This window comes from Roseateles noduli (assembly GCF_050626985.1).
Lineage (GTDB): Bacteria > Pseudomonadota > Gammaproteobacteria > Burkholderiales > Burkholderiaceae_C > Roseateles > Roseateles noduli_A.
The window spans coordinates 4,244,220-4,268,232 of record NZ_CP192463.1 but is presented as its reverse complement, the minus strand read 5'-3'; the positions used below and the strand labels follow the sequence as shown (position 1 = coordinate 4,268,232).

Here is a 24,013-nt window from a genome sequence, read left to right as displayed (position 1 = left end):
CCCGACCACCCGATCGACCGTCTCTTCACTCGATCGCTCGATCGCTCGATCGCTCGATCGCCCGACTACCAGACCACCGACACGATCAGCCGAACTGACGACGGTAGCGAGACGGTGCCGGCAGGCCGATCAACCGGAAGTGCCGGCGCATCGATTCTGGCGAGCCCAGTCCGGCGAGGTCCGCGACGGCCTCGACGTCGAGCGCTCCACGGGTCTCGAGCAGCTCCTTCGCGATGGCGACGCGCTCGCGGGTCAGCCACTCGAGCGGCGCGAGTCCGGTGGCGTCCTTGAAGCGGCGCTGCAGCGTGCGGGCGCTCATCGCGACGTGGCGGGCCATCGACGCGACGGTGTGTGCCTCGCGCGGATGCGCGCGCAACCAGTCCTGCAGCACGGCGATGGGACTGGATTCATCCGAAGGCATCGGCCGGGGAACGAATTGCGCCTGGCCGCCTTCGCGGTGCGGCGACATCACCAGCCGCTGCGCCACCGCGTTGGCGACGCGTGGACCGTGATCTCGGCGCACGAGGTGCATGAGCATGTCGAGACCGGCGGCGGATCCCGCCGAAGTGACCAGTTCGCCCTCGTCGACGTAGAGCGCGGACGGGTCGACGTCGATCAACGGGAACTCCTGCGCGAGCCGCTCGGCATATCGCCAGTGCGTGGTCGCGCGCCTGCCGTCGAGCAACCCCGCATGCGCGAGCACGAAGACGCCGGAGCAGATCGTGCACAGCCGCGCGCCGCGCGCGTGAGCGGCGCGCACGGCCTTGAGCAGCGCCTCGGGCGGCCGCTCCGCGGCGTCGCGCCAGCCGGGGATGACGATGGTGTCAGCGCGGCGCAGCATCGCCAGCGTGTGCGGTGCTTCGACACGGACACCGCCGGTGCCGCGCAGCGGCCCGGGCTCCGCGGCGCAGATCGCATGCTGGTACCAGGCGACGCCCAGCTCCGGACGCTCGAGCGCGAAGAGCTCGACCGCGCAGCCGAACTCGAACATGCAGAGCCGGTCGTACGCCAGTATCGCGACGAGATGCGGCTTGTCCGCGGCGGAGGCTGCGTCGGAACGACCGGCGGCTCGGGCGAAAGCGGGCGAACGGGGCATGGCGCGATCTTACCGATTGACGTCGTTCCGGCCACTCGTCCGAAGCGAGGCGCTTCGCGACACTGGCTGCCGTCGAACCACTCCGTTGAAGGAATTCCCGATGAGCTCGAACATCTCCGCCGTCCCCGCCGCTCCGAGCGCCCAGGCGCTCGCCCACTTCGAGCAGGCGTTCGCCTTCGAGACCGACTGCTGGGACGTGCACGACGCGTTCACGCGTGGCGTCGAGGACTTCGTGCTGCTCGACGTCCGCAGCCACGAGCTCTTCGCCCGCGGTCACGTGCCCGGCGCCGTGAGCCTGCCCCACGGCAAGATCACCGAGGGCAAGATGGCCGCCTACCCGATGGACACGCTGTTCGTCGTCTACTGCGCCGGTCCGCACTGCAACGGCGCGCACCGCGGCGCGATCCGGCTCGCGAAGCTCGGCCGACCGGTGAAGCTGATGATCGGCGGGCTGACGGGGTGGATCGATGAGGGGTTCGAGGTCGCAAGCATCGAAGCGCCGGCGGCGCCCGCAGTGCCCGAAATGCTCGAAGGCGCCGCTCAATGAGACGACACAAACGGCCCCTCGTCCTGCTCCGGGAGGGCGAACGAGGCCTTCAGCCGCGCCACCTCCGCCTGCGGCGTCTGTCCGAAGAGCCGGCGGAACTCGCGGCTGAACTGTGAAGCGCTCGCATAGCCCACGCGATCGGCGGCCGCCGCGGCCGTCATGCCCTTCTGCAGCATCAGCAGCCGCGCCCGGTGCAGGCGCGTCGACTTCAGGTACTGCATCGGCGTGGTCTGCGTGACCGTCTTGAAATGCGCGTGGAAGGCGGCCAGTCCCAACCCCGCCTCGCGCGCCAGCCGCGAGACGTCGAGGCGCTCCGCGTAGTCCGCGTGGATGCGCCTGAGCGCCAGCGCGATGCGCCCCAGGTGCCCGCGTTCGCCGAGCACGGTCCGCAGCGTTGCGCCCTGCGGGCCGCTGAGCACGCGGAAGTACAGCTCCCTCAGCAGTGCCGGACCCAGCACGGCCACCTCGACGGGATCCATCATCGCTTCCAGGAAGCGCAGCAGCGTGGCCTCGATCCGGTCGTCCATCGGCGAGGCCTCAAGTCCGAGCGGATCGACGGGCTCGACCTGTTCGTCGTGCCCGACAGGTTCGACCTGTTCGACCGACCCGAGCGCACCCGGGCCGCGGTCGCGGGTGCCGCCGCCCTGGTCGATCGCCAGGGCGACTTCCGCGGCCAGCCCAGGGTCGAGACGCAGGTAAGCGGCCAGCAGCGGCGCCTCCTGGCTCGCATCGGTCTCCATCGTGAACGGCACCGGCACGGCGACCACGAGGTAGTGGCGGGCGTCGTAGACGATCGTCCGATCGCCGATGAAGCCGCGCTTGCGGCCCTGGCAGACGAAGACGATGCCCGGCTCGTAGAGCACGGGCGTGCGGTCGAGCGGGCGGTTGCTGCGCAGCCATCGGACCGAGTCGAGGGGGCTCACGGTGTAGCCCTCGGTCGGCGCGAGCTGGAGCAGCAGGTCGCGGATCTGGCGTTGGCGGGTGGCGTCGGACATGGGATGTCCGGTGATTCTCGACCCTCGCGGGGCCCGGCCCGAGGCCGCATGGAGGAATAGGCAAGACCCGTGGGCGCACAGGCCTGCGCAGGCGGCGCGCCGATTCCTAGCATTCCCCTCCATGAACACGACCCACGCACTTCCTTCGCAGTCGTCGGAGCGATCCGGCAAGACCTTCCTCATCACCGGCGTCAGCAGCGGCTTCGGGCGCGCCATCGCGGATCGCGCGCTGGCGGACGGCCACGTCGTCGTCGGCACCGTGCGCGACGCCGAGGCGGCACGCGACTTCGAACAACGCTGCCCGGGCCGGGCGCATGCGCGGCAGCACGACGTGACGGCGCTGGCGCTCGCGCAGCCGCTGGTGGCCGCCATCGAAGCCGGGATCGGCCCGATCGACATCCTCATCAACAACGCGGGCTACGGCCACGAGGGCATCCTGGAGGAGAGCCCGATCGAGGACCTGCTGCAGCAGTTCCAGGTCAACGTCTTCGGCGCGGTCGCGATGATGAAGGCGGTGCTGCCGTTCATGCGAGGCCGGCGCGCCGGTCGCATCGTCAATACGACGTCGATGGGCGGCTTCATCACGATGCCGGGCATCGCGTACTACTGCGGCAGCAAGTTCGCGCTCGAAGGCATCTCCGACGCGCTGGGCAAGGAAGTCGCGGCACTGGGCATCAGCGTCACGGCGATCGCGCCGGGGTCGTTCAGGACCGACTGGGCCGGGCGGTCGATGGTGCGGTCGGCGCGCAGCATCGCCGACTACGACGCGGTCTTCGATCCGATCCGCGCGCGGCGGCAGGCGGTGAGCGGTCGTCAGCTGGGCGATCCCGCACTGGCCGCGGGCGTGATCGTGGACCTCGCCGTCGGAGAAGCTCGGCCGCCCGCGCATCTGCTGCTGGGCAGCGATGCGCTCGGGCTGGTGCAACAGAAACTGGCGTCGATGAACGAGTCGATCGAGGCTTGGCGGGCGGTCACCGTCAGCACGGACGCGCCGCTCGAGTGACGTCCGCTGGCGGCGGCTCCGGCGTCGTCACTTCACCGGAATCACCGTCCCCCGATCCACCGGCACGGCCGTCACGCTGTTCTGCGGCGAGCCTTCGATCACCCGGTCCGAGTAGGTCAGGTAGACCAGCGTGTTGCGTTTCGGGTCGACCATGCGGACGACGCGCAGCCGCTTGAACACCAGCGAGGAGCGTTCCGAGAACACCTCCTCCTGCTTGGGCAGCGGCTTGGGGAAGCTGATCGGGCCGACCGCGCGGCAGGCGATCGACGCTTCCGACTTGTCCTCGGCCAGGCCGAGGCCGCCCTTGATGCCGCCGGTCCGTGCGCGTGACACGTAGCAGGTCACGCCGTTCACGGCGGGATCGTCGTAGGCATCGACGACGATCTTGTGGTTCGGGCCGATGAACTTGAACACCGTGCTCACTTCGCCGATCTCCTCGGCGCTGGCGGCGACACACGCGGAGGCGACGAGCGCGAGCACGGCGGCACCGGTGGACAGGATCGCCGCGCGGCGCGGACTGCGGACAGGGCGGGTGGGACTGGAAGGACGAGGGCTACGCATGCTGGGGACTCCTTGGATCCGCCGTTGTAGCACGCTGTGTGCCGACGAATTGCGAAGGGATCCAACGGTCCCGCAGGCGCATGAAGGGGGACTCCACCCGCCGGTACAACAGCCATCCGCCGAGTAGACAAGCCGCTGCGATCACCGGCACCGTCCAACCCGAGGCCCGCATCAGGCCGAGCGCCGCCAGCGGCTTCACGAGTGCAAACGCGATCGGCTTGTGGGTCAGGTACAGCGCATAGGACCAACGCGCCAGCGCGTTGGCACCAGGAACCTGGAGTCGCGTCATCGGTCCTTGCGGCGCGAGCACGGCCAACACCATCAGGCCGAAGCTCCAGGCCAGCGCGCTGTAACCCCAGCTGCTCATGGCATGGCCGTAGCCGTAGCCATCGATGTAGTAGAAATTCAGCATCAAGGTCAGCATGCCGAGGCTCGCCGCCGCGCCGATCGCGAGCAGCGTCTTCGCGCGCCGCATCAGCGCCGACCAAAGATCCGCGTGGCCATGCTTCAGCAACGCGATCGCGACACCGGGCAGGAACTCGTCCAGTCGCGCGAGGCTGCCGTAGTACAGGTGCGGGTAGTAGCCCAGCGACGGGTCCTGCGTCCCGTACAGGCGCCACAGGTGATCGCGCCAGAGGATCGCCGCGAGGGTCAGCACGCCGATCAGCGACCACGCCAGCGCGCGGCGGTGCCGCTCCAGCGCGGCACCCAGCATCAGCGCCGCGGGCAGCACCAGGTAGAACTGCTCCTCGATGCACAGCGACCACGCGTGCGAGAACGCCGTGCCCGGCGTCAGCGCGATGTTCTGCGTGAAGGTGAGGAAGCGCCACAGCGGCGGCGGCTCGCGTCCGCCCATCACCTGCGGGAACAGCCAGTAGAGCGCGAGCACCACGTAGAAGTTGGGCAGCGTGCGCAGCAGGCGCCGCCCGTAGAAGCGCGGCAGCGAGAGCTGCCCGCCGCGCGTCATCCCGCCAATCAACTGGTTGGCGATCAGGTAGCCGCTCAGCACGAAGAACAGGTCGACGCCCGCCCAGCCGATGCTGCTCAGCCAGCCGAATGTCGGCGTGCCGCTCACGAAGACCTGGTAGTGGTACGCGAAGACCAGCAGGATGGCGGCGGCGCGCAGCGTGTCCAGGCCGTGCTGGCGTGGCGAACCCGGGGCGGGCAGGGAAGGCGATGACATGGGCGGGGTCCGGCCTCTAGGCCGTGTCGTGTGAGCGGCGGCGATTCTCGGCGCGCTGCCCGACGCCGGGCGCGATCGTGCGACGAAATCGTCGCGCGGGACGATCAGACCCGAGCGGAAGGCGCGTTACGCCCGTTACGCCCATCAAGCCCATCAAGCCCATCAAGCCCATCAAGCGCGTCGAACGCGTTGAGCGCGTTGAGCGAGTCAGGCGCGGTGCCGCTCCCGACTGTCCGAGGGAGCCTGCTCACGCTCGGTCATGCCGTAGTCGCGAAGGACGGCGGCGACGCGCAGGCGGTAGTCGGCGAAGACGCCCGCGCGGCCTTCGGATTGCGCGCCGCGGTGCGCCTCGATGCGGCGCCACTCGCGCACCGCCTCCTCGTCGCGCCAGAAGGACAGCGACAGCAGCTTGTCCGGGTCGGTCAGGCTCTGGAATCGTTCGATGCCGAGGAAGCCGTCGACCTCCTGCAGCAGCGGCTTGAGTTCGGCGGCGAGTTCCAGGTAGCGGTCGCGGCCGTCGGCGCTGGGGATGACTTCGAAGATGACGGCGATCATGGGTGGGGCTCCTCGTGCGGGTCGTCCAGGAACTGCGGAATGTCCATGTTGGGCAGCGACAGCGGCGCGGCGGGTTCTGGCAGTCGCAGGCCCGGCTGACTCGAGAGCCAGGCCAGCGCCGCCTGGATGCTCGTGAGTGCCAGGCCTTGCCCGGGGCAGCGATGCGCCCCGTCGCCGAAGGGATGATCGGTGCCGGCGAGCGGAACGCTCACCGGTGCGGCAGGCTCCTGCCGCACATCGAAACGTCGGGTCACGCGGACCGCGCCGCCGTCGCGGGCGATGCGCAACAGGTCCTCGCGCGTCGGCACGCGTCCGGTCGACCGCCCGTCGAGCAAGGCATGCCCGAGCAGCGCGGCGCCGGCTTCATGGCTCTGCCAGATCAGCGCCAGCCGGTTGGCGGTGAACGTGGCGCGATCGGTCCATCGGACGGGCGGCGCATGCCTCAGCAGGGTCCATTGCAACGGGGCATCCGGCGAACGGCGCTCCGCGTCGTCGAGCGCGGTCAGCAGCGTCGTGACCGCCGCGCCACCCGCCAGCACGGCGTCGGCGTCGGCCTGCGCGCCGAGTCCCACCGCCATCGCGCGCAGGCCGGCATGCAGTCGATGTTGCGCGCCGACGTCGTTCATCTCGATGCCGAGCAGGCTCGCCGCCGTCGACGCCGGGACGGCCCAGGACCAATGCAACCACCCGCCTTGCAGCGCGATCGCGGCCTGCCGTCGTGCATGGGCGCGGATATCGTCGTCCGAGAGCGCCATCAGCGCACGTGTCAGCGCGGCCTTCTCGGGCGCGTGCGCGGCGTCGTCGCGCTGTCGCAACCAGCACGCGAAGACCTCGGCCAGCGGTCCGCCGTGCGCCTGCAGCGGCGGCGGCAAGGGCTCGCCCGGCGGTCGCATGCGCAGCGCGGGATCGAGCAGCGGGGGCATCGGCGGCGGCACGGCGCGGTCCCGGGACGGGTCCTCGGCAGCTTGCGGCGGATGGAAGGGACAGGCATTCATGGCGGAGGTCTCGGCGGTCGGTGGCAACGGCATGGGGGAATCTTCGCGATGGATCGCCAGGAACGCTTCGCTTAGCATCGAAGCATGATTGACGCCCCCACCGCCGACGAGGCGCTGGCCCACATCGCCGCCAGCATGGCCGAGCCGGTGCGCGCGCGCATGCTGTGCTGCCTGATGGACGGCCACGCGCGCACGGCGACCGAGCTGGCCGCCGTCGGCGACGTCGCCGCGTCCACCGCCAGCGCGCACCTGGCCAAGCTGCTCGGGCAGGGACTGGTCGGCTGCATGGCGCAGGGCAAGCACCGCTACTACCGGCTGGCCGGCCCGGAGGTCGGCCAGGCGCTGGAAGCGATGCTGGTGCTGGCCGGTCTGCCGCGGCCGCGTTTCGAGCCCAGCACGCCGCCCGCGTTGCGTCAGGCGCGGCGCTGCTACGACCACCTCGCCGGCCATTGGGGCGTGCGGCTGCACGACCACGCGCTGCGCCTGCACTGGATGACGCCCGATCCCGACGAGGTCCGCGGCTATCGCTTCACCGGCGGGGGCCTGGACGCGTTGCGCGAGCTCGGCGTCGATGTCGACGCCGCCACCGGCGCGCGCCGTCGTCGGCTGGCCTGCGCCTGCATGGACTGGAGCGAGCGGCGCCCGCACCTGGGCGGCGCGCTCGGCGCCGCGTGGCGGCAGGCGATGCTGACGCAGGGCTGGCTCGATCCCGACCCCGACAGCCGCGCCCTGCGCGTGACGCGCCGCGGACAGACCCGACTCGAACGACTTCTGGAGGACACGACGACATGAGCACCTCGATCCACGTGGGCATCGGCGGCTGGAACTTCGAGCCCTGGCGCGAGACCTTCTATCCCAAGGACCTGCCCGCCTCGCGCGAGCTGGAATACGCCAGCCGCAAGCTGAGCGCCATCGAGGTCAACGGCACCTACTACTCGACCTTCAAGCCGGCGACCTTCGCCAAGTGGCGCGACACCGCGCCCGAGGGTTTCGTGTTCTCGCTCAAGGCCAACCGCTTCGCGACCAACCGGCGCGTGCTGGCCGAGGCCGGCGAGTCGGTGATGCGATTCATCGACAGCGGCGTCGCCGAGCTGGGGCCCAAGCTCGGACCCATCGTCTGGCAGTTCGCGCCGACCAAGCGCTTCGATCCGGCGGACTTCGGCGCTTTCCTGAAGCTGCTGCCGAAGGACTCCGCCGGCGTGGCGCTGCGGCATGCGCTCGATGTCCGGCATGAGAGCTTCCGCTCGCCGGAGTTCCTGGCAATGGCGCGCGACCACGGCGCGGGCGTCGTGTTCACCGAGTCCGACGACTATCCGCCGATCCCCGACCTCACCGCCGACTTCGTCTACACGCGGGTGATGCGCACGCGCCCGGAGCTCGTCACCGGAGTCACGGAGGAGGAGCTCGACGGCCTCGCCGCCAGCGCCTCGCGCTGGGAGTCCGGCGGCCAGCCCGACCGGCTGCCGCTGGTCGAGGCCGACCGCGCGCCGCCCAAGCGCGCGCGCGACGTGTTCGTCTTCTTCATCAGCGGCGCGAAGGAACGCGCGCCGGCCGCGGCGATGGCGCTGATCGAGCGCCTGTCCTGAGCCGGACCAGCCGGACCAGTCGGACTGGCAGGACTGGCAGGACTGGCAGGACTGACCGGACCTGAGCCGGACCTGAGCCGGACCTGAGCCGGACTGGAGCGGGACTGGAGCGGGACTGGAGCGGGACCTGCGCGGGACGGACGCGGGCGCGCCGCCGCCCGCTGTCAACTTCGCGGCAGCGCGCCGCCGGCGGGCCGCCTAGAGTCGGCGGTCACCCGGGAGGTTCCGCATGCCGTCGCTCGTCGCTCCGTTGTCCGCCACCGTCCAGCAGTGGCTCGTCGCCGTGGGTGAGATCGTTCGACGCGGCCAGCCGGTCGTGCGGCTCGAGGCGATGAAGATGGAGCACGAACTGTCCGCGCCGGCCGACGGACGCATCGAGGAGCTCTTCGCCGCCGAAGGCGAGCTGGTGCGCGAGGGCAATGCCTTGATGGCGTGGCAGGCCGCGTCTCCCGCATCTGCATCCGCATCACCTGCACCCGCACCCGCACCCGCACCCGCACCCGCACCGGCACCGGCACCGGCACCGGCACCGGCACCGGCACCGGCACCGGCACCGGCATCCGCACCGGCATCCGCATCCGCAGCCGCAGCCGCAGCCGCAGCCGCAGCCGCAGCCGCAGCCGCAGCCGTGCCCGTCGTGCCCGTGCCTGCACCTGCCCTTGCATCTGCGTCCGCGGCGGAAGCAGCGGGCGAGGCTGCGGCGGCGGCCCGCCACGGCGCCCCGAACGACAGGATCGTCGAATCGTCGACGACCGGCGAGCGCGCCGACATTCGCGCATGGCGCGAGCGTCATGCGCTGCTGGCCGACGAGGCCCGGCCCGACGCCGTCGCCAGGCGGCACGCACTGGGCCAGCGCACGGCGCGCGAGAACGTCGATGCCGTCTGCGATCCCGGCAGCTTCACCGAATACGGCGCGCTCGCGATCGCCGCGCAGACCGCGCGTCGTCCCGGCGAGGACCTGCGGGCCCAGACGCCTGCCGACGGTGTCGTGACCGGCATTGCGCGCCTGCGCGGCCGGCCGATCGCCGTGATGGCCTACGACGCCACCGTGCTCGCCGGCACGCAAGGCTTCCGCAGTCACCAGAAGACCGACCGGCTGATCGAGCTCGCGGAGCGCCGCCAACTGCCGTTCGTGCTGTTCGCCGAAGGCGGCGGCGGTCGGCCCGGCGACACGGACATGCCGGTCGTCGCGGGCCTGCATGTCGCGACCTTCGCGCGACTGGCCGCGCTGGCCGGGCAGGTGCCGACGATCGGCGTCGCGGCGGGACGCTGCTTCGCGGGCAATGCCGCGCTGCTGGCCTGCTGCGATCTGGTCGTCGCCACGCGCAGCAGCAACATCGGGCTCGGCGGTCCCGCGATGATCGAAGGCGGCGGCCTCGGTCGCTTCGAACCCGGGCAGATCGGCCCCGCGCCCGAACTCGCACGGGCGGGCGTCGTCGACGTGCTGGTCGACGACGAACAGCAGGCCGCCGATCTCGTACGAGCCTTGATGGCGTGGATGTGCCGGCTGCCCGCAGCCAACGCGGCCCCTGCCACCGGCTCAGGCGATGCAGCCAACGCGGACGCGTCAGCCACCGCAAGCGCTGCAAGCGCTGCGGCCTTCGCAGCTGCCGAACCGGACCAGGCACCGCTCGACGACGCGATCCCCGAGATCCGCCAGCGGGCGTACCCGGTCCGCGACATCCTTGCGCGTCTCTTCGACACGGGCTCGCTGGTCGAGCTCGGTCGCGGCAGCGGCGACAGCGTGATCACCGCCGCCGCCTTTCTCAAGGGCCAGCCGGTGGCCGTCGTGGCGAGCGACTGCGCCGTGCTGGGCGGCGCGGTCGATGGCGCCGCGTCGCGCAAGCTGGCGCGCTTCTGGCGGCTGTGCGAGCGTCTCGGCCTGCCGGTCGTCAGCCTGATCGACAGCCCCGGCTTCATGGTCGGCCCGGAGGCCGAATCCACCGGCCAGCTGCGAGAGGCCGGCGAGCTCTTCCGTGCCGCGGCGGCGTTGACGGTGCCGCTGGTGGCGGTGGTGATGCGACGCGCGTTCGGGCTCGGCGCGATGGCGCTGGCCGGCGGCAGCCTGCACCGGCCGATCGGCTGCGCCGCGTGGCCGCGCGGCGAATTCGGTGCGATGGGACTGGAAGGGGCGGTGCGGCTCGGCTACCGCAAGGAACTGGCGGCCGTGCCCGACGGGCCCGAACGGCAGGCGCTGTTCGAGCGCCTGCTCGCGGCGCAGGTGGCGCGAGGCCAGGCGCTGGCGATCGCCGAGACGCTGGAGATCGACGCCGTGATCGCGCCGCGACAGACGCGCGACTGGATCGCCGGGCTGATCGGCGCGGCCCCGGCGACGTCCTCCGCCGGCTCGCCGGCCCACCCGCAGGCAATGACAGGTCCTTCACGCGCGACGCCTGCGATGTAGGGGGGCAGCCGGCGCGCGCCGATCACTACACTCACGCGTCATGGCGTCCATCCACATCCCCACGCTGATGTTGGCGCTGCTGAGCGGTTTCGCGATGCTCGGCGTGCAGCTGTGGGCGGCGCAGCGCAGCCGGCTGCGCTACCTCGACCTCGGCGTGTGGACCTGGGGCTCGTGGACGCTGCTGGCCGGCTTCACGATGCTGTCGGCGCGCGTGGTGCTGCCGGTCTGGGTGTCGGCGCTGCTCGGCAACGGGCTGATCGCGCTGGGCATCGTGTTCTACAACGAGGCCATCCATCGGCATGTGCTGGGCCGTTCGCTGCCGCGCTGGATGTGGTGGGGCGGCCCGACGGTGGCCTGGGGCCTGACGGCATGGATGCTGGCCTGGCCGCTGGCGGCGCGCACCAGCGCGATCTCGCTGGTCTTCGCGACCCTGCTGCTGCCGGCGGTCTTCGTGCTGCTGGGGCCGGGCTGGCGCGGCGAATCGTCGCTGCGCGCCGTCGGCATCACGCTCGTGGCCGCGGCGGCCAGCCTGCTGCTGCGCAGCCTGCACGCGATGACGAATCCGGAGGAATACCTGGACCTGATGCAAGGCAGCCTCGGCCAGGGCCTGACCTTCCTCTTCAGCTTCCTCTGCCTGATCGGCGCGGGTTTCGGCTTCGTGCTCGCGAACTTCGAGCGCATCGCGCGGCGCATGGAGGAGGTCGCCTCCACGGACGGCCTCACCGGCTGCCTGAACCGGATGACCGCCGACGCGCTGCTGCGGCACGAGCTGGAGCGCGGCCGGCGCGAGGGCACGCCGCTGGCCTTCGTGCTGCTGGACCTGGACCACTTCAAGGACGTCAACGACTGCCACGGTCATCACGCCGGCGACGACGCGCTGCGCGCGTTCGCGGCCGAGGTGCGGGCGCGGCTGCGCGCGTCGGACGTCGTGGGTCGCTGGGGCGGCGAGGAATTCGGGCTCGTGCTGCCGGCCACCGACGGATCAGGCGCGATCCGGCTGGTCGAACAGATCCGCGAAGCGGTGGCGACGCTGCAACTGTGCGACGGCGACGGGCGTGCCTTCACGCTGACGGTGTCGGCCGGCGTCGCGGTCGCGGAGCCCGGCGACCAGGTGAGCGCCGATCAGCTGTTCATGCGGGCCGACCGCGCGCTGTATCGCGCCAAGGACGGCGGGCGCAACAACGTGCAGGTGCACGACAGCAACTGGGAACTCGGCGCGGGGTCGTCCGCGGCGTGAGCCTGCGCCGGGCGGCGACCTGGGCGCGGCCGGGCGCGCGGGGCGGGCCTTCACGATCAGCGGCATCGCGCGTTTCAGGATCGCCTTCTGCGCGGCCTTGGGCGGCAGGTCCTGGGCGCGCGGGGCGGCGTGGTCGATGCAGGCGTCGACGCGCGGATCGAGGGTCGGCATGGCGGCCGAGCGGAGCGCTTCCGAGGTCGCCGGACCAGCGTGGTCTATGCTCGGTCCATGCATGTGAAGCGCTCCAACTCCCTCCTTGCCCGCCTGCCGGCGGCCCTGCCCATCTGGTCGCTGCTGGCGCCGCTGGCCGCGATCCTCGCGCTGCTGGGGCTGACGGCGGGCGCCACCTCGACGCTGGTGCTGACGGTGGTGAGCGTGCTGCTGATCGCCGCGGTGCTCGCGGCGGTGCATCACGCCGAGGTCGTCGCGCATCGCGTGGGCGAGCCGTACGGCTCGCTGGTGCTGGCGGTGGCGGTGACCATCATCGAGGTGGCGCTGATCGTGTCGCTGATGCTGGCCGGCGGGGAGTCGACCAACGCGCTGGCGCGCGACACGGTGTTCTCCGCGATCATGATCGTGTGCAACGGCGTGCTGGGGTTGTGCATCCTGGTCGGCGGCTGGAAGCATCAGGAGCTGGCCTTCCGTGTCGAGGGCACGAGTCCGACGCTCGCGGTGCTGGCCGCGCTGTCGGTGCTGACGCTGGTGCTGCCGGCGTTCACGACGAGTTCGGCCGGGCCGACGTTCACGACCACGCAGCTGCTGTTCGCGGGCGGCGTGTCGCTGGTGCTCTATGGAGCCTTCGTGTTCGTGCAGGCGGTGCGGCACCGCGACTATTTCCTGCCGGTGGCCGGCGTCGACGACCAGGACACGCATGCGCCGCCGCCGAGCTGGCGCGTGGCCGGCACGAGTCTGGCGCTGCTGCTGGTGTGCCTGGTCGGCGTGGTCGGTCTGGCGAAGCTGCTGGCGCCGACGATCGAGCGCGGCGTGAGTGCGATCGGCGCGCCGCCGTCGCTGGTGGGCGTGATCGTGGCGATGCTGGTGCTGCTGCCGGAGACGGTGGCGGCGGTGCGCGCGGCGCTGCACAACCGGCTGCAGACCAGCCTCAACCTGGCGCTGGGTTCGGGACTGGCCAGCATCGGGCTGACGATCCCGACGGTGGCGGTGCTCTCGCCGCTGTTCCCGCACTCGCTGGTGCTGGGGCTGACGCCGTTGAGCATGGTGCTGCTGTTCCTGACCTTCATCGTCGGCGGCCTGACGCTCGGCGGCGGCCGCGCGACGGTGCTGCAGGGGGCGGTCCACATGGTGGTGTTCGTGGTGTTCCTGTTCCTTGCGGTGTTCCCGTGATCCCCTGATCCCGTGATGCGTCGCCGACTCGCGCGACGTGTCTGAATGACGAGAGCCGCCCAAGGGCGGCTCTTCTATTTCCGGGTAGTCAACGGCCGATGAGCTTGCCGCACATCGGCTCCCAAGCTTCTTTGCTCTGACTTTGATCGATTCGTGGCGCGGAGTCGGATGACAACTTGCCGTCCGTCTGTCGGATCTAAAAAATACGCGGTTTCTCGTACAATGAGAGCCTGGCGTGAGTGGACCAAAGGGATACAGGGCGGTGAAGCAAGCGGTCATTCGCGCGCTGGAGTCGGGTGCCTTCCGACACGAAATGCGGACTTCCTACGATGAGAAGAACCTGCTGGGCTATGGCGAGGTGACTGTGAGTCAGGTGGTGAAACTCATCAAGGACAGCACCGGGACGGAGTACTCGTGTTCCCCACTTCATGGGGATCCGTCCTACGACTGCCATCTGCTCAAAACGGGAGGCTGGTACGTGAAGTTCTACTTCGCGGACCCGCACACCGTGTTCATCAGCGTTCATCGGATGAAACTGTCATGAAGATCTTTGAGGTTGGAGAACATAGCAAGGCCTACTGCCAAGACTGTCGCAAGATGGTTCGAACTACCTTCGCGCGAAGGGACGTGCCTTTCAGCGACGGGCGAGGTGTCGCACGAAATGTGCTCGTTGGCGTGTGTGATGAATGCGAACGGGCGATCGAGGTGCCTCCGCAGACGACTCCGGCGTTGGCCAAGGCTCGCAAGGCTGCGACGCAGGCCATCGAGGCGAATCTGCCGGCGCCTTACATCGACGTGCTGGACAGCGCGGTCCTTCGAATCGACGGGCAGGCGTCTACGGACTTCCGCCGTGCCCTGCTGACGTACTTCGTTCACAAGATCGCGCTTGACGAACGCGGGCGGACGCTGCTTCTACTGTCGCACCGCAAGGCGATCGAACTCTTCCCCGAGGAGCGCGGCGTAGTTCGTCGGCGCCTGTCAATGAAGGTGCCTCCACGGGTCACCGATGACTTCCGAAGGTTGGAGGCGTCCACGGAGCTGAACACTACCGAGCTGCTGAAGTCCGTCGTGTTCCTGATCCGTCAGCGTGTTTTGGAAGAGCCCAAGCCGCGTTTGATTGGCGAGTTGCAGGCGTTGTCCGCGATCTGGGCGTGATCACCGGGGGCGAGGTTGCTCAGCGCGGCCATCCCTCCGCCTTCGCCCCGTACTCCCACGTGAACGGCACGCCGGTCTCGCCGAGCACGCGGCGCACGATCGCGGGGTAGAGCCGTTCGGCCATCACGTCGTTGGACAGCAGCACGACGCAGGCGCGGCGATGTTCGAGGCACACCATCGTGTTGCCCGTCTGGTCATCGTGGCCGCCCTTGAAGTAGCCGCGGCCTTGCGGGCCGTCGAAGACGACGACGCCCAGTCCGGCCGCGAGGTCCGGCCTGCGTTGTGACGCAGGCAGCTCCGGCTGCAGCGTCGGGAACTGCGATGCGGTCGTGATCGGTGCCTGCGGGCGCGTCATCTCCGCGCGGCTGCGCGGCGAGAGGCCGTCGCCACGCGCAAGCCCCGCCGCGAAGCGCGCGAAGTCGTCGATCGTCGTGTCCATCGAGCCCGCCGCGCGCACGCGGCTGCGCGCATCGTGCGGGACCCAGCGGCGCGCTTCGGTCACGCCGTCCGCGAGGTTCGTCGCGAAGTCCGCGCGCCACTTCATCGCCGTCATCGTCATGCCGAAGCGGTCGAAGACGCGGCGCTGCATCTCCTGGCCGAGGTCCAGCTTCAGCCGGCCTTGTTCGAGCACGAACTGCAGCAGGATCAGACCCTCGCCGGAATAGGCGTAACGGCTCCCCGGATCAAAGTGGAAGCGCAGCTTCCCGTCCGGCTCCAGGAACGCGAAGTTGCCGAAGCCGCCGCGATGCGAGAGCAGCAGGCGTGGCGTCAGCGCCCGCCAGCGTTCATCGCCGCGCAGGTCCGGCCACGGGCCGTAGCGGGCATCCTTCGGGTAGTCGGGCAGCGGACGGTCCAGCAGGGTGGCGATCGAGGCGTCCAGATCGACGCGGCCCTCGTTGGCGAGCTGCATCACCGTGTAGGCGAAGACCGCCTTGGTCAGCGACGCACCGTACATGACCGTGCCGGTCTGCAAGGCCTGACCCTCCGCGTTGCGATGACCGTAGCTGCGCACCGCGCGGATCTGACCGTCCTCGATCACGGCGAGCGCCAGACCTTTCACCTCGCCCGAGGTGATCGATTCCCTGATCAGGGCTTCGGCGACATCGAGGCCGGCCGCAGCGGTGACGGCGACTGGCGTTACGTTGGTCGTGGCGGTCGTGGCGGTCGTGGCGGTCGTGGCGGCGGTGTGAGTCTGAGGCTGCGCACAGCCCCCGTCGAGGCGGTCAAGACGGCCAGCGCCGAACCAGCGATGAGCGCGGCACAGGTGGCCGCGACCGAAGGCCCTCCTCGAGGCCTCATGCCGCCAGTCGGAAGGTGCTCACCAGCGCGTTGAGCTGTTCCGCCTGCGCGCGCAGGCTGCCCGCCGCCGCGGCCGATTCCTCGACCAGCGCCGCGTTCTGCTGCGTCATTTCGTCGAGCCGCTGCACGGCGACGTTGACCTGGCCGATGCCGTCCTTCTGCTCGGCGGCCGCCGTGGCGATCTCGCCGACGATGTCGGCCACGCGGCGCACGCCCTGGACGATCTCGCCCATGGCCAGTCCCGCGTTCTGCGCCAGGCGCGTGCCGGTATCCACGCGCAGCACGCTCTCGCCGATCAGCGCCTTGATCTCCTTGGCCGCGCCCGCCGATCGTTGCGCCAGCGCCCGCACCTCGCCGGCCACGACCGCGAAGCCCCGACCCTGTTCGCCGGCGCGCGCCGCCTCGACGGCCGCGTTCAGCGCCAGGATGTTGGTCTGGAACGCGATGCCGTCGATGGTCCCGATGATGTCGTTGATGCGGCGCGAGCTCGACTCGATCTGCTGCATCACCGCGACCACCTCGCCGACGACGTCGCCGCCCTTGGACGCCGACACGCGCGTCGCGCTCACCAGGTCGTTGGCCTGCTGGGCCGAGCTCGCCGTGTTGGCGACCGTGCCGGTCAGCTCTTCCATCGACGACGCCGTCTCCTGCAGGTTGGAGGCCGTGGCCTCGGTGCGCGCCGACAGGTCCTGGTTGCCGGTCGCGATCTCGCGCGTCGCGACATTGATCGTCTCCGTGCCGTCCCGCACCTGGCGCACCATGCGCCGCAGCGACTCCTGCATCGCGCTCAGCTCGCGCAGCAGCACGCCGATCTCGTCGCTGCGGTCGACGACGATGTCCTGGCTCAGGTCGCCGCTGGCGATGGTCTGCGCCACCGCGCCGGCCCGCACCATCGGCGCCCGCACCGAGTGAGTGATCCGCCACGCGATGAAGATCCCCAGCACGACCGCGACGCCCGTCAACGTCAGCATCAGCGTCGCCGCCTGCGCGGCCTGCTCACGCTGCTGCGCGGCGAAGTTGTCGGTGTCCTCCGAGATCAGCGTCACCAGCTTCTCGACCGATGCCAGGTAACTCGCCGCCACCGGGATCAGCGTCTGGTCGACCTGCCGCCCGCCGGCCTCCGGGTCCGCCTTGATCGCGGCCATCACGCCCTTGCGGATGTCGACGTAGCGCTGCCGCTCGGAAGCGATCACCGGCAGCTGGGCCTTCTGCTCCGGATCGTCGATGACCTTGTCGAGCTCGGCCTGCAACTGGTTGATGCGTTCGGTCGTACGCGTCATCTCGGAGGACAGGAAACCGCTGAGTCCCTCGTGTCCGCCGGACTTGGCCATCGCCATCACGCGGTTGAGATTGAGCTCGGTGGCGGCGCGCCAGTTCGTGGCCATCAGCCGGCGCTGCTCCAGCGTGTGCAGCTGGTCGCTGAGCCGCACCATCTCGCGCAGCTTCATCACGCCGACGCCGGTCATCAAGGCGGCCATCGCGAGCACCGCCGCGAAGCCGACTTGCAACAGGGTCGTGATCTTCATCCGGCTCAGGACCTGCAGCATGTCGTACTCCAACAGCGATGGTGCAATCGATTATGGGAGTGCCGCTGCGGGGCGGCAACACGCGGGAGAACCCGGCCCCCCCGGCCCCGGGGGCGCGCGCTCACGCGAGCCGGAACACCCGCACCAATTCCGCGAGTTCCTTGGCCTGCTGCTGCAGGCTGTCCGCGGCCGCGCTGCTTTCCTCGACCAGCGCGGCGTTCTGCTGCGTCACTTGGTCCAGCTGCGTGACCGCGTCGCCGATCTGCTGGATGCCGCGCGACTGTTCGTGGCTGGCGGAGGCGATCTCGCCGATCAGCACGCTGACCTGGCGCACCTGGTCGACGATGCCCTGCATCGCCGCGCCGGCGTTGTCGGCGAGTCCGGAGCCGGACTGCACCTGCGCCACGCTGCGCCCGATCAGCGCCTTGATCTCGCGCGCGGCCTGCGCCGAGCGCTGCGCCAGCGCGCGCACCTCCGAGGCGACCACCGCGAAGCCCTTGCCCTGCTCGCCCGCGCGCGCGGCTTCGACCGCGGCGTTCAGCGCCAGGATGTTGGTCTGGAAGGCGATGCTGTCGATGACGCCGATGATGTCGGCGATCTGCCCGGACGAGGTGCTGATGTCCTGCATCGTCCGCACGACCTGCTGCACGACGCCGCCGCCCTGGCTGGCCGCCGCCGCGGCGCGCGTCGCCAGCGCATCCGCCTGGCCGGCGGTGGAGGCGTTGTTCTGGACCGTGCTCGACAACTGCTCCATCGACGCGGCCGTCTGCTGCAGGTTGGCGGCCTGCTCCTCGGTGCGCTGGCTCAGATCGAGGCTGCCGCTGGCGATCTCGCTGGAGCCGGTCGCGATGCTCTCGCTGCTGTGGCGCACGCGGCTGACGATGTCGCGCAGCGAGCCGGCCATGGCGCCGAGCGCCGCGATCAGCCGCGCCGCCTCGTCCCGGCCGGGCGTCGCGTCGCGATTGCGCAGGTCGCCCTGCGCGACGGCCTCGGCGAAGTGGACCGCCTCCTGCATCGGCGCGGTGATCGAGCGCGTCGTGAACACGCCGGCGCCCAGCGCGATCAGCACCGCCGCCAGCGCGGCCGCCAGGCTCCAGCCGCGCACCGAGGCGGCGGTGGCTTCCGCCGTGCGGAAGGACTCGGCCCCGACACGCACCTGCAGCGCCAGCAGGGCGTCGATCGCGACCTTCGCCTGCGCGCCCAGCGTCACGATGCGGTCGCCGTAGATCGATTGCGCCTTGGCCGAGTCGCCGGCCTTGACCGCGTCGCGCGCGGCCAGCAGCCCCTGCCGGACGTAGTGGCCGCGGACCTCGGCGAAGGTCGTGGCCAGCTGCTTCTCCTCGTCGGTGAGGTAGGTGGCCATGTAGTCCTTCCACAGCGCGGTGATCGTCGTGATGTTGGCCTGCAGCTGCGCGTCCAGCGTCGGCAGCTGCGCCGGGTCGCGCATCATCTCGGTCACCAGGATGCGGTTGCGCAGCATCAGGCTGTCGATGTCGCCGATCTGCTTCAGGGGAATGGTCCGATCCTCGTAGATCGTCTTGAGGTCGGCGAAGACGAGGCTGCTGCCGCGGATGCCGAGCGCCGAGACGGCGAGGATCAGCAGCAGCATCAGCCCGAAGGCCAGCGACAGGCGCTTGCCGGTGGTGAAGCGACGCAGGAAGGGCATGGCGGTCTCCGGCGGTTCTTGTGAACGACGATGGCAGAGCCGATTGCACGATATGTGCCAGCGCAAGGGAAGCCCCGCGCCCCGGCAGACGCCAGCCGCCGTCGCCGTGCCCGGTGTCACGACGGATCGTCCGCCTGCGAAAGCGGGTCCGCGAAAGTGACGCGCCGGGATCGCGGCCGCGCCGTCAGCGCTTCCATCTGCAGCAGGCCCATGCGGCGCAGCACATCGCCCTCGGGCAGACGCACCTGCCATTCGGCAAAGTTCAACATGGCCTCGCCGAAGCCCTGGCCCCCCTCCCAGGCCTTGCGCAGGCCGGTCGCCGCGGCGTGGCGTGCCTTGCACGCCTCGTCGATGCACTTCGCCTGCGTGTAGAAGTCGTCCGGCCAGGCCCATCGCTGGAGCTTGGCCAGCGTGACGAGGTCGCGCGGCGGCCGGATCGGTCGGAACGCGCCGCGGGGCGGACTGGCGATGTGCCATTGATCGTCGAGGAGGTGGGCGATCCGCAACAGGTCCTGCTCGTCCAGCCCTTGCTTGAGGTAAGGCGGAGGCGCCAGGCGGAAGGGAAGCATCCGGAGCAGCAGGTCCTCGATGGCGATCGAGCCCGGCGCGGGAAGCAGTTCGCGCGGCACCATGCGCAGCGCACGGCCGATCGTGAGCTGCTCCTCGGCGTTCGGCTGGATCCTCGGGTGAGCGCCCTCCTTCCGGTGGTCGTCGACGCCGGAGCGGCCGAACCAGGAGGCAAACAGGTCGGCGAGCCGGCGCGACAAGTCCCCGAACGCCTTTGCCGGCGGCAGTTCCAGCCGGCAGTCGTCGCTGCACAGGGCGTCGCGCAAGGCGGCGACCGTCATCAGGCGCGTCGGGGCGACGTCGGTGTCCTCCCGCGCCAGGGGCACGCAGCTCGGGGCCCGCTCGGTCAGGCGGAACAGCACCGGGATGCCGGACGGGTTGCGCAGGTACGGGAGTGGGTCCGTGGTCTCGAACAGGCGCAGCGCCGTGTCGGTCGGCAGGTCCACGAGGGTGCGCTGCGCGTCGACATGCGGCGCGCTGACGCATTCCGTGCCGGACAGCTCCCGCAGGAAGCGGTTGACCGTGGAGGCCGTGCAACCGTCGGGCAGCGCCACCACCGGCGGATGGTCGGCGGGGTGCGGAAACGCGTGCTTTCCCAGCAGCCGCAGGAAGCCGTCCGGCAACTCGTCGAGCGTGGTCGGACGCAGGTCGCGCAGATCGGCGACGGACGTGCCGGCGCCGGTCAGGCGCAGCAGCACCGGATGGAGGATCGTCCTGTCGCCGCCGCGGCGCGACAAGGTGGAGAACGCCTGGACGAGCGCGGAGGGGAGAGCGGAAGGTGGCAGCATGGCGGGAGACCTCGACGAAGGTCTCCCCTAGTGCCGGACCGGCGGACGCGCGGCGCGCGCCCGCGGATCACTCACATGCTGCGCCGGTACTGCCCACCCACTTCAAACAGTGCCGCGGTGATCTGTCCCAGCGAGCACACCCGCACCGCGTCCATCAGCACGTCGAAGACGTTGCCGTTGGCGATCACCGCCTGCTGCAGCCGCTTGAGCATGGCCGGCGCCTCGGCCGCATGGCGCGCGTGGAAATCGCCCAGGCGCGCCAGCTGACCCTGCTTCTCCTCCTCGGTCGAGCGCGCCAGCTCGATGTGGTCCGGCACCGGGTCGCCGTGCGGGTTGCGGAAGGTGTTCACGCCGATGATCGGGTACTCGCCGGTGTGCTTGAGCATCTCGTAGTGCATCGACTCTTCCTGGATCTTGCCGCGCTGGTAGCCCGTCTCCATCGCGCCCAGCACGCCGCCGCGCTCGGCGATACGCTCGAACTCGGTCAGCACCGCCTCCTCGACCAGCTCGGTGAGCTCGTCGATGATGAACGCGCCCTGGCTGGGGTTCTCGTTCTTCGCCAGGCCCCACTCGCGGTTGATGACCAGCTGGATCGCCATCGCGCGACGCACCGATTCCTCGGTCGGCGTGGTGATCGCCTCGTCATAGGCGTTGGTGTGCAGCGAATTGCAGTTGTCGTAGATCGCGATCAGCGCCTGCAGCGTGGTGCGGATGTCGTTGAAGGCGATCTCCTGCGCATGCAGCGAGCGGCCCGAGGTCTGGATGTGGTACTTCAGCTTCTGGCTGCGCTCGTTGGCGCCGTACTTGTCGCGCATCGCCACCGCCCAGATGCGGCGCGCGACGCGGCCCAGCACGGTGTACTCGGGGTCCATGCCGTTGCTGAAGAAGAAGCTCAGATTGGGCGCGAAGTCGTCGATGTGCATCCCGCGCGCGAGATAGGCCTCGACGAAGGTGAAGCCGTTGGACAGCGTGAACGCCAGCTGCGAGATCGGGTTCGCGCCCGCCTCGGCGATGTGATAACCGCTGATCGACACCGAGTAGAAGTTGCGCACGTCGTGGTTGACGAAGTACTGCGCGATGTCGCCCATCACCTTCAGCGAGAACTCGGTCGAGAAGATGCAGGTGTTCTGGCCCTGGTCCTCCTTGAGGATGTCCGCCTGCACCGTGCCGCGCACGTTGGCCAGCACCCAGGCGCGGATCTTGGCGGCCTCGTCGGCGGTCGGGTCGCGGCCGTTGTCGGCCTTGAACTTCACGAGCTGCTGGTCGATCGCGGTGTTCATGAACATCGCCAGGATCGACGGCGCCGGGCCGTTGATCGTCATCGAGACCGAGGTGGTCGGGTGGCAGAGGTCGAAGCCGTCGTACAGGACCTTCATGTCGTCCAGCGTCGCGATGCTGACGCCGGAGTTGCCGACCTTGCCGTAGATGTCGGGCCGCGGCGCGGGATCGGCGCCGTAGAGCGTGACCGAGTCGAAGGCCGTCGACAGCCGCTTGGCCGGCAGGCCCTCCGACACCAGCTTGAAGCGCCGGTTGGTGCGGAAGGCGTCGCCCTCGCCGGCGAACATGCGGGTGGGGTCCTCGCCCTCGCGCTTGAACGCGAACACGCCGGCCGTGTACGGGAAGCTGCCCGGCACGTTCTCCAGCATCAGCCACTTCAGCAGCTCGCCCTGGTCCTCGTACGGCGGCAGCACGACCTTGCGGATGCGCGTGCCCGACAGCGAGGTCGACACCAGCGCCGTGCGGATCTCCTTGTCGCGGATCTTCACGACGTACTCGTCGCCGGCGTAGGCCTGCTGCATGTCGGGCCACTGTGCGAGCAGCTGGCGCGCGTCGGCGTCGAGCTTCGCCTGGCGGGACGCGGCGAGCGCTTCGAGCGCGGCGACGTTGCCCTGCGCATCGCCCTTGGCGTCGGACTGGCCGAGCATCGCGGCGCTGGCCGTCAGCTGCTGGATCTCGCGGGCCAGGCGCGCTTGCGCGCGCGCCCGCTTCTTGTACGAGCGCACGGTGTCGCCGATCTCGGCGAGGTAACGCGAACGCGCCGGCGGCACGATGGGTGTCTGGTGGGTGCTGAAGCGCGTGGCGGCGACCGGCAGGCGGCCATCGCCGTCTCGCAAGGGCAGGCCGAGCTCGGCCAGGCGCGGCTTCAGCGCCTGGTAGAGCGCGGTGACGCCGTCGTCGTTGAAGCGGCTGGCCATGGTGCCGAAGACCGGCAGTTCCTCGGCCTTCTTGCCCCAGGCCTCCTTGTTGCGCTGCACCTGCTTGGCGACGTCGCGCCAGGCGTCGGCCGCGCCCTTGCGGTCGAACTTGTTGATCGCGACGAACTCGGCGAAGTCCAGCATGTCGATCTTCTCGAGCTGGCTGGCCGCGCCGAACTCCGGCGTCATCACGTACATCGGCACGTCGACGTGCGGCACGATGGCCGCGTCGCCCTGGCCGATGCCGGAGGTCTCGACGATGACGAGGTCGAAGCCCGCGACCTTGGCCGCGGCGATCACGTCGGGCAGCGCCTGTGAGATCTCGGAGCCGAAGTCGCGCGTCGCCAGCGAGCGCATGAAAACTCTGTGAGCCCCCACGCTTGCCCCTTGCGGGGCTGCGCTGCCCCCCGAGGGGGCTGCGTGTCCTTGGGACGGCCCGGCGGACACGCGCTGACCGGCCGACCACGGCGCGATCGCGTTCATGCGGATGCGGTCCCCCAGCAGCGCGCCGCCGCTCTTGCGGCGCGACGGATCGATGGAGATCACGGCGATGCGCAGCGCGTCGTCCTGGTCCAGGCGCAGGCGGCGGATCAGTTCGTCGGTCAGCGAGGACTTGCCCGCGCCGCCGGTGCCGGTGATGCCCAGCACGGGCGTGCGCAAGCCCTTGGCGGCCTCGCGCAGCGACTGGGTGAAGGCCGCATCGGCGCGCCCGTTCTCCAGCGCCGTGATGGCCTGCGCGAGTCCGCGCCAGGCCGCTTCCGAATGGCCCTGCAGCGCCGCGATCGTCTTCGGCGCCGCGGCGCTGAGGTCCTGGTCGCAGCGCATGACCATCTCGCCGATCATGCCCATCAGGCCCATGCGCTGGCCGTCCTCGGGGCTGAAGATGCGCACGCCCTGGTCGGCCAGGTCGCGGATCTCGGCCGGCACGATCACGCCGCCGCCGCCGCCGAAGACCTGGATCTTCTCGCCGCCGCGCTGGCGCAGCAGCTCGACCATGTACTTGAAGTATTCGACGTGGCCGCCCTGGTAGGAGCTGACCGCGATGCCCTGCGCGTCTTCCTGCAACGCGGCGGTGACGACCTCGTCCACCGAGCGGTTGTGGCCCAGGTGGATGACCTCCGCGCCCATGCTCTGCAGGATGCGCCGCATGATGTTGATCGCCGCGTCGTGCCCGTCGAACAGGCTGGCGGCGGTCACGAAGCGGACCTTCTGGGTGGGGCGGTACTCGGCCAGGGCCTTGTACTCGGCGGACATCTCGGTCATGACGTGTGTCTCCGGCTGGGGGCGCGGTCGCCTGCGCGGGATGAGGAT

The 24,013-nt window shown here is 70.3% G+C and carries 20 protein-coding genes; 9 read left to right on the top strand and 11 right to left on the bottom strand.

What is annotated here, in order from left to right; genetic code table 11:
* Positions 1 to 85: 85 nt before the first annotated feature.
* Positions 86 to 1,096: a transcriptional regulator FtrA gene (gene ftrA, locus ACQ4L4_RS18600; RefSeq protein ID WP_431100406.1), complete on the bottom strand. Its 1,011-nt coding sequence runs from the start codon at positions 1,094 to 1,096 to the stop codon at positions 86 to 88.
* Positions 1,097 to 1,196: 100 nt separating this feature from the next.
* On the opposite strand from ftrA, the gene ACQ4L4_RS18595 reads away from it, so the two are divergent.
* Entirely contained in the window at positions 1,197 to 1,643 is a 447-nt protein-coding gene (locus ACQ4L4_RS18595) for a rhodanese-like domain-containing protein (RefSeq protein ID WP_431100405.1), read from the top strand.
* Here the strand turns inward: ACQ4L4_RS18595 and ACQ4L4_RS18590 are convergent.
* Entirely contained in the window at positions 1,637 to 2,638 is a 1,002-nt protein-coding gene (locus tag ACQ4L4_RS18590; RefSeq protein WP_431100404.1) for an AraC family transcriptional regulator, read from the bottom strand. The genes ACQ4L4_RS18595 and ACQ4L4_RS18590 overlap by 7 nt on opposite strands.
* A 121-nt stretch (positions 2,639 to 2,759) precedes the next feature.
* On the opposite strand from ACQ4L4_RS18590, the gene ACQ4L4_RS18585 reads away from it, so the two are divergent.
* Positions 2,760 to 3,641, top strand: a complete 882-nt coding sequence (locus ACQ4L4_RS18585) for an oxidoreductase (protein WP_431100403.1) — start codon at positions 2,760 to 2,762, stop codon at positions 3,639 to 3,641.
* 27 nt (positions 3,642 to 3,668) lie between these two features.
* On the opposite strand, the gene ACQ4L4_RS18580 is transcribed toward ACQ4L4_RS18585, so the two are convergent.
* The 4 genes from ACQ4L4_RS18580 to ACQ4L4_RS18565 form a co-directional block, all read right to left on the bottom strand.
* Positions 3,669 to 4,202 (bottom strand): CreA family protein, encoded by a 534-nt coding sequence (locus ACQ4L4_RS18580; protein WP_431100402.1) that lies wholly within the window; start codon positions 4,200 to 4,202, stop codon positions 3,669 to 3,671.
* Complete coding sequence (locus tag ACQ4L4_RS18575) at positions 4,195 to 5,385, bottom strand: acyltransferase family protein (protein ID WP_431100401.1); 1,191 nt, start codon at positions 5,383 to 5,385, stop codon at positions 4,195 to 4,197. Before ACQ4L4_RS18575 ends, ACQ4L4_RS18580 begins: the two co-directional genes overlap by 8 nt.
* Positions 5,386 to 5,592: 207 nt before the next feature.
* On the bottom strand, positions 5,593 to 5,940 hold the full coding sequence (locus ACQ4L4_RS18570) for an antibiotic biosynthesis monooxygenase family protein (RefSeq protein ID WP_431100400.1): 348 nt from the start codon (positions 5,938 to 5,940) through the stop codon (positions 5,593 to 5,595).
* Positions 5,937 to 6,968: a hypothetical protein gene (locus tag ACQ4L4_RS18565; protein WP_431100399.1), complete on the bottom strand. Its 1,032-nt coding sequence runs from the start codon at positions 6,966 to 6,968 to the stop codon at positions 5,937 to 5,939. Before ACQ4L4_RS18565 ends, ACQ4L4_RS18570 begins: the two co-directional genes overlap by 4 nt.
* Before the next feature lie 51 nt (positions 6,969 to 7,019).
* Here ACQ4L4_RS18565 and ACQ4L4_RS18560 point away from each other — a divergent pair, with 51 nt between their 5' ends.
* The 7 genes from ACQ4L4_RS18560 to ACQ4L4_RS18530 all read left to right on the top strand — a co-directional run bounded on the left by ACQ4L4_RS18560 (position 7,020) and on the right by ACQ4L4_RS18530 (position 14,661).
* Positions 7,020 to 7,727 carry an ArsR/SmtB family transcription factor gene (locus tag ACQ4L4_RS18560; protein ID WP_431100398.1) on the top strand — a complete coding sequence of 236 codons (708 nt, stop codon included), beginning with the start codon at positions 7,020 to 7,022 and terminating at the stop codon, positions 7,725 to 7,727.
* Positions 7,724 to 8,521, top strand: coding sequence for a DUF72 domain-containing protein (locus ACQ4L4_RS18555; RefSeq protein WP_431100397.1), 798 nt, complete (start codon positions 7,724 to 7,726; stop codon positions 8,519 to 8,521). The genes ACQ4L4_RS18560 and ACQ4L4_RS18555 overlap by 4 nt, the downstream gene beginning before the upstream one ends.
* A gap of 229 nt (positions 8,522 to 8,750) precedes the next feature.
* Positions 8,751 to 10,925 (top strand): carboxyl transferase domain-containing protein, encoded by a 2,175-nt coding sequence (locus tag ACQ4L4_RS18550; protein ID WP_431100396.1) that lies wholly within the window; start codon positions 8,751 to 8,753, stop codon positions 10,923 to 10,925.
* Between the two features lie 40 nt (positions 10,926 to 10,965).
* Positions 10,966 to 12,162 carry a diguanylate cyclase gene (locus tag ACQ4L4_RS18545; RefSeq protein WP_431100395.1) on the top strand — a complete coding sequence of 399 codons (1,197 nt, stop codon included), beginning with the start codon at positions 10,966 to 10,968 and terminating at the stop codon, positions 12,160 to 12,162.
* A gap of 228 nt (positions 12,163 to 12,390) precedes the next feature.
* Complete coding sequence (locus ACQ4L4_RS18540; protein WP_431100394.1) at positions 12,391 to 13,506, top strand: calcium:proton antiporter; 1,116 nt, start codon at positions 12,391 to 12,393, stop codon at positions 13,504 to 13,506.
* A gap of 262 nt (positions 13,507 to 13,768) precedes the next feature.
* Positions 13,769 to 14,050 carry a hypothetical protein gene (locus tag ACQ4L4_RS18535; RefSeq protein ID WP_431100393.1) on the top strand — a complete coding sequence of 94 codons (282 nt, stop codon included), beginning with the start codon at positions 13,769 to 13,771 and terminating at the stop codon, positions 14,048 to 14,050.
* Positions 14,047 to 14,661: a hypothetical protein gene (locus tag ACQ4L4_RS18530; RefSeq protein ID WP_431100392.1), complete on the top strand. Its 615-nt coding sequence runs from the start codon at positions 14,047 to 14,049 to the stop codon at positions 14,659 to 14,661. The genes ACQ4L4_RS18535 and ACQ4L4_RS18530 overlap by 4 nt, the downstream gene beginning before the upstream one ends.
* 19 nt (positions 14,662 to 14,680) lie before the next feature.
* Here ACQ4L4_RS18530 and ACQ4L4_RS18525 read toward each other — a convergent pair whose 3' ends face one another.
* The 5 genes from ACQ4L4_RS18525 to icmF form a co-directional block, all read right to left on the bottom strand.
* Positions 14,681 to 15,748, bottom strand: a complete 1,068-nt coding sequence (locus ACQ4L4_RS18525; RefSeq protein ID WP_431104974.1) for a serine hydrolase domain-containing protein — start codon at positions 15,746 to 15,748, stop codon at positions 14,681 to 14,683.
* Positions 15,749 to 15,956: 208 nt separating this feature from the next.
* Positions 15,957 to 17,507, bottom strand: coding sequence for a methyl-accepting chemotaxis protein (locus ACQ4L4_RS18520; protein ID WP_431100390.1), 1,551 nt, complete (start codon positions 17,505 to 17,507; stop codon positions 15,957 to 15,959).
* Positions 17,508 to 17,607: 100 nt separating this feature from the next.
* The gene (locus ACQ4L4_RS18515) at positions 17,608 to 19,152 is read right to left on the bottom strand and encodes a methyl-accepting chemotaxis protein (protein WP_431100388.1); all 1,545 of its coding nucleotides are present in this window, start codon (positions 19,150 to 19,152) and stop codon (positions 17,608 to 17,610) included.
* A gap of 116 nt (positions 19,153 to 19,268) precedes the next feature.
* Positions 19,269 to 20,507, bottom strand: a complete 1,239-nt coding sequence (locus ACQ4L4_RS18510) for a hypothetical protein (protein WP_431100386.1) — start codon at positions 20,505 to 20,507, stop codon at positions 19,269 to 19,271.
* A gap of 71 nt (positions 20,508 to 20,578) precedes the next feature.
* Positions 20,579 to 23,965, bottom strand: a complete 3,387-nt coding sequence (icmF, locus tag ACQ4L4_RS18505) for a fused isobutyryl-CoA mutase/GTPase IcmF (protein WP_431100385.1) — start codon at positions 23,963 to 23,965, stop codon at positions 20,579 to 20,581.
* Positions 23,966 to 24,013 lie beyond the last annotated feature (48 nt).